The 8768-nt window shown below is 60.9% G+C and carries 7 protein-coding genes; 2 read left to right on the forward strand and 5 right to left on the reverse strand.

Annotated elements, in window-relative coordinates:
* Nucleotides 1-191: 191 nt before the first annotated feature.
* Entirely contained in the window at nucleotides 192-1166 is a 975-nt protein-coding gene (gene hemB, locus AC0ZWN_RS27835) for a porphobilinogen synthase (protein ID WP_034154617.1), read from the forward strand.
* 124 nt (nucleotides 1167-1290) lie between these two features.
* On the opposite strand, the gene AC0ZWN_RS27840 is transcribed toward hemB, so the two are convergent.
* Nucleotides 1291-2826: an FAD-dependent oxidoreductase gene (locus AC0ZWN_RS27840; RefSeq protein ID WP_476337563.1), complete on the reverse strand. Its 1536-nt coding sequence runs from the start codon at nucleotides 2824-2826 to the stop codon at nucleotides 1291-1293.
* A gap of 410 nt (nucleotides 2827-3236) precedes the next feature.
* Entirely contained in the window at nucleotides 3237-5441 is a 2205-nt protein-coding gene (locus AC0ZWN_RS27845) for a TonB-dependent receptor (protein WP_476337564.1), read from the reverse strand.
* Nucleotides 5442-5662: 221 nt separating this feature from the next.
* On the opposite strand from AC0ZWN_RS27845, the gene AC0ZWN_RS27850 reads away from it, so the two are divergent.
* A complete protein-coding gene (locus AC0ZWN_RS27850; protein WP_186624122.1) occupies nucleotides 5663-6754 on the forward strand; it encodes a DUF1615 domain-containing protein in 1092 nt (363 codons plus the stop codon).
* Between the two features lie 70 nt (nucleotides 6755-6824).
* On the opposite strand, the gene AC0ZWN_RS27855 is transcribed toward AC0ZWN_RS27850, so the two are convergent.
* The 3 genes from AC0ZWN_RS27855 to AC0ZWN_RS27865 all read right to left on the reverse strand — a co-directional run bounded on the left by AC0ZWN_RS27855 (nucleotide 6825) and on the right by AC0ZWN_RS27865 (nucleotide 8659).
* The gene (locus AC0ZWN_RS27855; protein WP_476337565.1) at nucleotides 6825-7304 is read right to left on the reverse strand and encodes a phage infection protein; all 480 of its coding nucleotides are present in this window, start codon (nucleotides 7302-7304) and stop codon (nucleotides 6825-6827) included.
* Nucleotides 7305-7436: 132 nt separating this feature from the next.
* The gene (locus AC0ZWN_RS27860) at nucleotides 7437-8129 is read right to left on the reverse strand and encodes an anti-sigma factor (protein ID WP_476337567.1); all 693 of its coding nucleotides are present in this window, start codon (nucleotides 8127-8129) and stop codon (nucleotides 7437-7439) included.
* On the reverse strand, nucleotides 8126-8659 hold the full coding sequence (locus AC0ZWN_RS27865; protein ID WP_460091528.1) for a sigma-70 family RNA polymerase sigma factor: 534 nt from the start codon (nucleotides 8657-8659) through the stop codon (nucleotides 8126-8128). Before AC0ZWN_RS27865 ends, AC0ZWN_RS27860 begins: the two co-directional genes overlap by 4 nt.
* Between the last annotated feature and the right edge of the window lie 109 nt (nucleotides 8660-8768).

The following is an 8768-nucleotide window of genomic DNA, read 5'->3' on the forward strand; positions in this document are numbered from 1 at the left end:
GCATTGCTATTGCTGATACACCAACTTCGCGAGCAAGCTCGCTCCCACAGGGGATTTGTTGTGCCACAGGGATTATTACACCCCCGGTAATGCACTCTTGATTGATCCAGGTTTGTACCGCGCGCCCCGCAAGGCATAAGCTTCGCCCCCTACGACTTTCGTCTCATCTGCCGTTTTCAGGAAAGGCCCTCATGTCCAGTCAGTTCCCCGAAGCACGTCCCCGCCGTCTGCGCCGCAATGCGAGCCTGCGCAGCCTGTTCCAGGAAACCGAATTCAGCCTGAATGATCTGGTGCTGCCGATTTTTGTCGAGGAAGAAATCGATGACTTCGTGCCGATCAAGAGCATGCCCGGGGTGATGCGCATTCCCGAGCGCAAACTGGCCAGCGAAATCGAGCGTTATGCCCGTGCTGGCGTCAAGTCGGTGATGACCTTCGGCGTGTCGCATCATCTGGACAGCAACGGCAGCGACACCTGGCGCGAAGACGGTCTGGTCTCGCGCATGTCGCGCATCGCCAAGGACGCTGTGCCGGAGATGATCGTGATGTCCGACACCTGCTTCTGCGAATACACCGATCACGGCCATTGCGGCGTGATGCACAACCATGAGGTCGACAACGACCAGACCCTGATCAACCTCGGCAAACAGGCTGTAGCCGCTGCTCGCGCCGGTGCCGACGTGATCGCGCCGTCGGCGGCGATGGATGGTCAGGTGCGGGCGATTCGTCAGGCACTCGACGCGGCCGGGTTCACCCAGATTCCGATCATGGCTTACTCGACCAAGTTCGCCTCGGCACTCTACGGCCCGTTCCGCGAGGCCGGTGGCAGTGCGCTGAAAGGCGACCGCAAAAGCTATCAGATGAACCCGATGAACCGCCGCGAAGCCCTGCGCGAATCGTTGCTCGACGAGCAGGAAGGCGCCGATGCGCTGATGGTCAAACCGGCTGGCGCTTACCTCGACATCATCCGCGACATTCGTGAAGCCTCGAACCTGCCACTGGCGGCGTATCAGGTCAGTGGCGAGTACGCGATGATCAAGTTTGGCGCGCAGGCCGGGGCAATTGATGAGGATCGCGTGGTGCGTGAAAGCCTGGGCGCGATCAAGCGTGCGGGTGCTGATTTGATCTTTACTTACTTTGCGATGGACTTGGCCCTGGCCGGGATCTAAAGGTCACCGCATTATCCCTGTGGGAGCGAGCCTGCTCGCGAAAGCGGTCTTTCAGCAGACATCCATGTTGACTGACACGACGCCTTCGCGAGCAAGCTCGCTCCCACAATTGATTTGTGGTGTGTCAGGGGCAGTTGAAGTAGGGTCGGATGCCGTGATCGCGGAAGTAGCGTTCAATCACTTTCGGATCCGCGCTGCTTTCGGCAATCGCCACATAAGTATCCGGGCGCAGCAGATAAAAACCGTTGCGCCCTAATCCTGCCGCGTCAAACGCCGGGCGCCAGTCGAACACATGCAGCGGTAAATGGTGTTCATTGCACCAGGCGATCATTTCGTCGCTGGTGTCGCCGTACACGTGCACCTGCCAGCATGGTTGCCTTAGCGGTTCGTAATTATCCCCCTCACCATCATGCGCCCACGGCAAGCGATCGCCGCCATGCACGTGGCCGGCGGCGCCCTGGCTCAGCGGCATGCCGCGATAGTTGAGGGTGACTTGTGACACGGTGCGAAAAAGGAACTCGCGACTGGCCTCGAACGAAGCCATTTTCGGGATCAGAAACGGTGCCACACGCATGCGTAGCAGATCGGCCATGCGTCCTTCGGCAGTGACAAAACTGAAGACTTTGTCGGTGGTCGACACCAGTCGGCGGGCGAAGGCAATGCGTTCGGTTTCGTAGCTGTCGAGCAGGCTTGGTTCGGCGCCACCGCTGAGCACAGCGGCGAGTTTCCACGCCAGATTGATCGCGTCGCCAATGCCGGTGTTCATGCCCTGACCGCCCGCCGGGCTGTGCACATGCGCGGCATCGCCGAGCAGAAACGCACGACCGCTGCGAAAATGCTCGGCCACGCGGTGATGCACGCGGTAGGTCGAGAACCAGTGCACGTCTTCGATATGCACTTTCAGATGTTCGATGGCACGGCTGCTGACGTCGGAGAATTCCAGGCTTTCGGCGCGATCCGCGCGCTCATCACGCACCGTGCCGATCAGCCGCGCGCGGCCTTCGCCGGCCAGGGGAAACACGGCGAGGAAGTCCGCCTCATCCAGATCCAGGTGCAACTCGCCGTTCATAGCCGGGCCGCTGGCCTTGACGTCGGCGACGTAGAAAATCTGCTGATAGGTGCCGCCGGGAAAACCGGTGTCGAGGGTTTTGCGCACCACTGAGCGGGCGCCATCACATCCCGCCAGATAACAGGCCTGGCAGATTTCCTGCTCGCCATCGGGCAGGCGCAAGTGCGCGGTGAGGCCGTCGCCGGTTTCCTCGAAGCTTTCCAGGGTGGTATCGCGTTCGACCGTGACCCCATAGTCTTCAAGACGCTCGATCAGCAGCCGTTCGTGTTGATCCTGCGGGAAGATTTCGACGAACGCGTACGGCGTCAGGCCTTCGCCGATGCGGTTCAGTGGCAACTGCGCGACCGGTTTACCGTTGACCCAGAAATTCGCCGCCGCCACCCGATGGCCGTTGCGCACCACGGTGTCGGCGAGGTCCAGTTGCCGGTACAACTCGAGGGTGCGCGCCTGCACCGCCAGCGCTCGCGACGTGGTGCCGGGCGCGGAGGTTTTATCGATGATGCGCACGCGCACGCCCAGTTTGCTCAGCCACAGGGCCAGCACCAGTCCGGTCGGGCCGGCGCCGATGATCAGAACGTCGCTGCGGTTCATGGGCCTGTCCTCCGATTGCTGTGCAGCAAGTATGGATCAGAAGGAGAGGCTGGCCAGTTGATCGGCCAGACGGGGAGGTTTTGATGGTGTTCGGAAGGGGTGCTGTTGTGTGACGTAAATACGGGCCCCTCACCCCAGCCCTCTCCCGAGGGAGAGGGAGCCGATTTGGGGTCCGTTCAAAACCTGAGTTCGACTCGATATTTCAGGTCGGTGTAGCTCGAAAGAACACCACGGTCAGTCCCCTTTCCTCTAAAAGGCGAGGGGAAGGGGAGCCGATTTGTGTGTTTTTTAAGGCTTGAGTACGACTCGATATTTCAGGTCGGTGTAGCTCGAAAGAACAGCACGGTCAGTCCCCTCTCCCTCTGGGAGAGGGTTAGGCGGGCGGCGTTCCGATGAGGGGCTTTTCAGCTTTAAAAATCAATAGTGCCGGACAACTTCGCCACCCGCGGCTCACCCTGAGTCAGATACCCACCCTGAGCCGATTCCCAGTACTTCTTGTTCGCCAGATTCTCCACACCCAGACGCAACGTCACGTCTTTCTCCGACATCTTGAACGCATAACGCGCCCCCGCATCGAAGCGGTTCCAGGTCGGCAGGCTCAGATTGTTCGCCGCATCCGCGTATTGACCGCCAGTGCGCAGCATCCGCGCATTCAGCGCTACGCCTTGCAGGCCCGGCACATCCCAGTCAGCGCCGGCGTTGAACTGGAAGGTCGGCACACCGATCGCACGGTTGCCGTCGTTGGCGCCGTTGAGGGTGTTCTTCAGTTCGGTGTCCATCAGGGTCAGACCGCTGATCAGGCGCAGGCCCTGGATCGGCTCGCCGAACACGTTCATTTCCACGCCTTTGTTGATCTGCTCGCCTTCACGTACGTAGGTGCAGGTAGTCGCACTGTCGATTTCGCAGTAACCATCGCTCGGCTGCTCGATGCGATAAACACCGAGGCTGGCGCCGTAAGTGCCCATGTCGACTTTCACCCCGACTTCGGTCTGCTTGGAGCGCGCGGGTGCATAGACTTCGTTGCCGTTGGTCACACGGAATCCGCCGGAACTGGTCGGCGAGGTCGGGCCCTGGGCCAGGCCTTCGATGTGGTTGGCATAAAACGACACATGGTCCCACGGCTTGAACACCACACCGTAGACCGGTGTGGTAATCGATTCGTCGTAGCTCGACTTGCGGCCGCCGCTGCCCCAACTGGCGTAGTTGTAGCCTTGCACCACCAGTTGCTGGCGACGCAGGCCGGCGGTGACCAGCAGGCGATCATCGAAGAAACCGAGGGTGTCGGAGAGTGCGATGCTGCGGTTGAAGGTCTTGCCGACGATGCCCGGATCATTCAAGTCGCCGCCGGCAAAATTGCCCACTGGCGACGGCGTCTGTACCGGGTGGTAGATGTTGTTGGCGTATTGGGTCAGGTCAAAATCATAGGCGCTGCGCTGCTCGGCCCAGATGCCGGTCAGGCCGAAGTTGAGCTTGTGGCTGACCGAACCGGTGTTGAATTTACCGTTGAGGCCGGCCATCACGCTGGTGTTGTCTTCGTCGTGCGGAATGAACGAGCCGGTGGTGAACGACGCGCCGTTGTTACCGACCAGGGTGGTCGAGTTGTAACGCCCGACTTCGCGGGTGTGCTTGGCGCCGCCGGCTGCATAGGCGGTCCAGTTGTCGTTCAGGTCGTACTCGGCGCGAAGCATGCCGAAAGTGTCTTCGATGTCGGTATAGCCCCACTTCGGCGCGTAGTTGGTGTCGGCCGAGGGCGCGTCCGGAATGTGCGTGGCAGTGCCGAGGTTGACCGAGTTGCGGCCACCGTTGACGCGTTCTTTCTGATAGGCGAAGTCACCGGAGAGGCGCAGGGCGTCGCCGCGATAATCGAGGCCGATGGCAAACAGTTTCGAGCGCTGGTTTTCGTGATCGATGCCGGTGTCGCCTTCGCGCTGGGACAGGTTGATCCGGGCGCCAAAGCGGTTGTCTTCACCGAAGCGCTGGCCGATGTCGAAGTGATGACCGATGCGACCTTCGCTGTTGATGTCGGTGGTGTAACGCCGCAGCGGCACGTCGCCAGCGCGTTTCGGTTGCAGGTTGACGCCACCGCCGATGCCGGAACCGGTCGGGGTCACGCCGTTGATAAAGGCGTTCGGGCCTTTGAACACTTCCACGCGCTCCAGCGCATCGGTGGAAATGATCTGCCGGGGCAGCACGCCGTACAGGCCGTTATAGGAAATGTCGTCGCCGGTCAGCGGCAGGCCGCGGATCATGAAAATCTGCGCCTGGTTAGAGAAACCGGAGGCCTGACGCACCGACGAATCGTTGAGCAATACGTCGGCGACGTCTTCGGCCTGCTGATCCTGAATCAATTGTTCGGTGTAGGAGGCGGCGCTGAACGGCACGTCCATCATGTCCTGATTACCCAGCACGCCGAGCTGGCCGCCACGGGCGATCTGACCACCCGTGTAAACCGGGGGCAGGGCGTTGGGCGTCGGGGCTTGGGCGTTGACGTTGACGTCGTCCAGCACCAGCGCTTTGGTATCGCCTTCAGCGGCGTGGGCGGTGACAGTCAGGGAGCACAGCAGGGCGAGAAGCGTCGGGCGAAACGGGACGGCGAGTCGAGCTGGAACGGGCATGTAGGGACCTGGAGGCGCACGGCCAGTGAGAAAAATAAGGGCGGCGCGGGAACTCCTTGCGCAAATGCGACTCCAGGTGCAAATGATAGGTTTTCTCAGTAACGATTTGCAATCAGTTTGTCATCACCCCTTCAATACCCGCATTCCTGTGTAGGAGCCTGCGGCAGCTCCTACACGGATTGTGTATGGTGGTTTGGGCTTAACGGACTGGATAAAGCTTCATGCACAACTTTCAATTACCGATCACCCTCGCCGCACTGCTGGTGCTCGCCGGTTGCGCCGGGCAACGCAGCCAGGAACCGGTGCCCCGTGCGCCTGCTGAAGTGAAGGCCGAGATCGTGCGGCTGATGCCGGCCAAGACTGCCGATCGGCAAGGCTGGGCCACCGATATCTACGCTGCATTTGCCGCGCAGAACATCAGCCCGACCACGCAGAATCTTTGCTCGGTGCTGGCCGTTGCCGAACAGGAATCTACCTTTCAGGCCGACCCCACGGTGCCCGGCCTGGGCAAGATCGCCCGCGACGAAATCGACCGTCGCGCCGCCAAAGTGCACATCCCCAGCCTGTTGGTCAGCGGCGCGTTGCAAGTGCGCTCAACCAACGGCAAGACCTACAGCGAACGCTTGAATGCGGCGCGCAGTGAGAAAGAACTCAGTGGTATTTTCGACGACTTCATCGGCCGCGTGCCGATGGGTCGCACGCTGTTCGGTGGCTTCAACCCGGTGCACACCGGCGGGCCGATGCAGGTCAGCATCGAATTTGCCGAGCAACACGCCAAGGATTATCCGTACCCGGTGGACGGCACGATCCGCCACGAGGTGTTCAGCCGCCGTGGTGGCATGTATTTCGGTATTGCCCACTTGCTCGGTTACCCGGTGAGTTATCGCGAGCCGCTTTATCGCTTCGCCGATTTCAACGCCGGGTGGTACGCCAGTCGTAATGCCGCATTTCAAAACGCGGTGAGCCGCGCCTCGGGCATCCCGCTAGCGCTCGATGGCGACCTGATCCGCTACGACTCGATCATGCCCGGCGGCACGGAACTGGCGGTGCGCACCCTCGGCAAGTCATTGGGCATGCGCAACCCGACGATTCGCGACCAATTGGAGAAGGGCAAAACCCTGGAATTCGAAGAGACCAAACTCTATCAGCGAGTGTTCGAACTGGCGGAGCAAGCGGAGGGGAGAAAGCTGCCGCGCGCGGTGTTGCCGGGGATCGTGCTGCAGAGCCCGAAGATCACCCGCAAACTCACCACAGCGTGGTTCGCCAAGCGCGTGGACGAGCGCTATAAGCGTTGCATGGCCAAGGCCGGATAAATCAGGCAGACATAAAAAACCCGGCCAAGGGAGCCGGGTTTCTCTGGGTTGTTGCGCTTACAGCCAATCATCAGGCAACGCGACGTTCGATCAGACGATCCGAGCCACCTTCAGCAACGCGACGTTCGAGCAGACGATCCGAGCCACCTTCAGCAACGCGACGTTCGAGCAGACGATCCGAACCACCTTCAGCGACGCGACGTTCGATCAGACGATCCGAACCACCTTCAGCGACGCGGCGTTCAAGCAGACGATCAGAACCACCTTCAGCGACGCGACGTTCGATCAGTCGATCCGAACCACCTTCAGCAACGCGACGTTCAAGCAGACGATCAGAACCACCTTCAGCGACGCGACGTTCGATCAGTCGATCCGAACCACCTTCAGCAACGCGACGTTCAAGCAGACGATCCGAACCACCTTCAGCCAAACGGCTTTCGATCAGTTTGTCCGAGCCGCCTTCGGCGATCATGGTGTGGGCCGGGGTAGCGGCGAAAGCGTTGATAGCGAAGACCGAGAAAGCGATACCGAGAAGAGTTTGGCGTTTCATGATGGTGTGCTCCGGGGTGTTGTTGGTTGGTATGGAGCAGATGTTACGCCCGGGATTTTTTATGAGAACTTCATTGCCGTGATGGTGAACATCGATGCCGATGATGGTAGCCAGGAGCCGCAGAGCAGAGCCTCACAGCACCTTCACAGCGCGCCCGATCGCCTGAATCGGCCCGGTCGGTTTGCCGATCGGCGAGCCATTGGCGCCCTCAAGTGTCAGCTCGAATAGCTGATTGGGTTGCAGCGGCGGCAACTTGTCCAGCGGCACCGACAACGCCTGCCCGGGTTTGACCAGCCCCAGCGAAACCGGCCCCTGCCAGCCGTCAGCCTTGGTCCAGAATTCCAGCGCCTTGTCCGCCGGCACCTCAACCACGCCGAGCGGAATCAACTGAATTTCATGCGAATTGCTCGCCTGAATCACCCAGCCCGGGGCCTTGTCCTGCGGCGCAACCAGCACCACCAGATAGCTGGGTTTCGGCGTGGTCTGGGTCAGCAGGATCGAACCGAGAATCAACGTGGCAGCCAAGCCGGCTGCGCTCAACCCACGCCAGAGCGGCAGCAGGTTCCACCATGAAGTTGAAGGTGCTTGCCGCGCCAGTCGCCCGACACTGCGCTCGATGCGTTGCCACAACTGCGCCGAGGGTTGCTGCGGTTCGGCCAGATCCGTCAGCTCCAGCAGACGCCGTTCCCAGGCGTCTACCGCTGCGCGCAATTGCGGATCATTCGGCAAGCGCTGTTGCACCTCGCTGCGCTGTTCGAACGACAGCGTGCCGAGCACATATTCGCCGGCCAGTTCATCTCGTTCCTGCGCTGATTCGCTGGTCATCCCATGCACTCCCGCAAGGCATTGAGGCTGCGCTTGATCCACGCTTTGACGGTGCCCAGTGGCGTGTCGAGGCGCGCGGCAATCTGCGCGTGGCTGTAGCCGTCGACGTAAGCATGCAGGACGCAACTGCGCCGTTGTGGCTCCAGCTGTTCAAGGCAATGGTGGATGCGCGTCGAATGCGCGTTGGCGTCGAAGCTGGCATCGTCCGCAGCGGTTTCGTGGGCCTCGCTGAACGGCGTTTCCCGGCCGTGATCACGCAGCAGATTCAGCGCCAGATGCCGGGTCACGCTGAACATCCAGCCACGCGCCGAACCGCGCGCCGGATCAAACCCCGCCGCGCCGTTCCAGATTTTGATGAAGGCCTCATGAACAATGTCCTCCGCCAGCGCCGTATCGCGCACCAGGCGCTTGGCCACGCCGAGCAGACGCGGACCTTCCTGCACATACAAATCGCGCAGGGCCGAACGCTCGCCACGGGCACAGGCGGCGAGACGGGCTTCGTAATCGAAAACGGATTCGGCTAAAGGCATGTCGTGCAATCTAGCTCACATTCCGTAAACATCCAGAACCCATTGTCCACTGTGGGAGCGAGCTTGCTCGCGAAGGCGGCCGGTCAGAGAAGACTGTGTTGACTGACAC

It is taken from the genome of Pseudomonas sp. 3B-A001-10F (genome assembly GCF_056313565.1).

What these genes read in the sequence shown, in the direction of transcription:
- AC0ZWN_RS27855 (WP_476337565.1), bottom strand. Translation starts at nt 7,304, where the DNA reads ATGAAACGCCAAACTCTTCTCGGTATCGCTTTCTCGGTCTTCGCTATC.
- AC0ZWN_RS27865 (WP_460091528.1), bottom strand. Translation starts at nt 8,659, where the DNA reads ATGCCTTTAGCCGAATCCGTTTTCGATTACGAAGCCCGTCTCGCCGCC.
- AC0ZWN_RS27840 (WP_476337563.1), bottom strand. Translation starts at nt 2,826, where the DNA reads ATGAACCGCAGCGACGTTCTGATCATCGGCGCCGGCCCGACCGGACTG.
- AC0ZWN_RS27845 (WP_476337564.1), bottom strand. Translation starts at nt 5,441, where the DNA reads ATGCCCGTTCCAGCTCGACTCGCCGTCCCGTTTCGCCCGACGCTTCTC.
- hemB (WP_034154617.1), top strand. Translation starts at nt 192, where the DNA reads ATGTCCAGTCAGTTCCCCGAAGCACGTCCCCGCCGTCTGCGCCGCAAT.
- AC0ZWN_RS27850 (WP_186624122.1), top strand. Translation starts at nt 5,663, where the DNA reads ATGCACAACTTTCAATTACCGATCACCCTCGCCGCACTGCTGGTGCTC.
- AC0ZWN_RS27860 (WP_476337567.1), bottom strand. Translation starts at nt 8,129, where the DNA reads ATGACCAGCGAATCAGCGCAGGAACGAGATGAACTGGCCGGCGAATAT.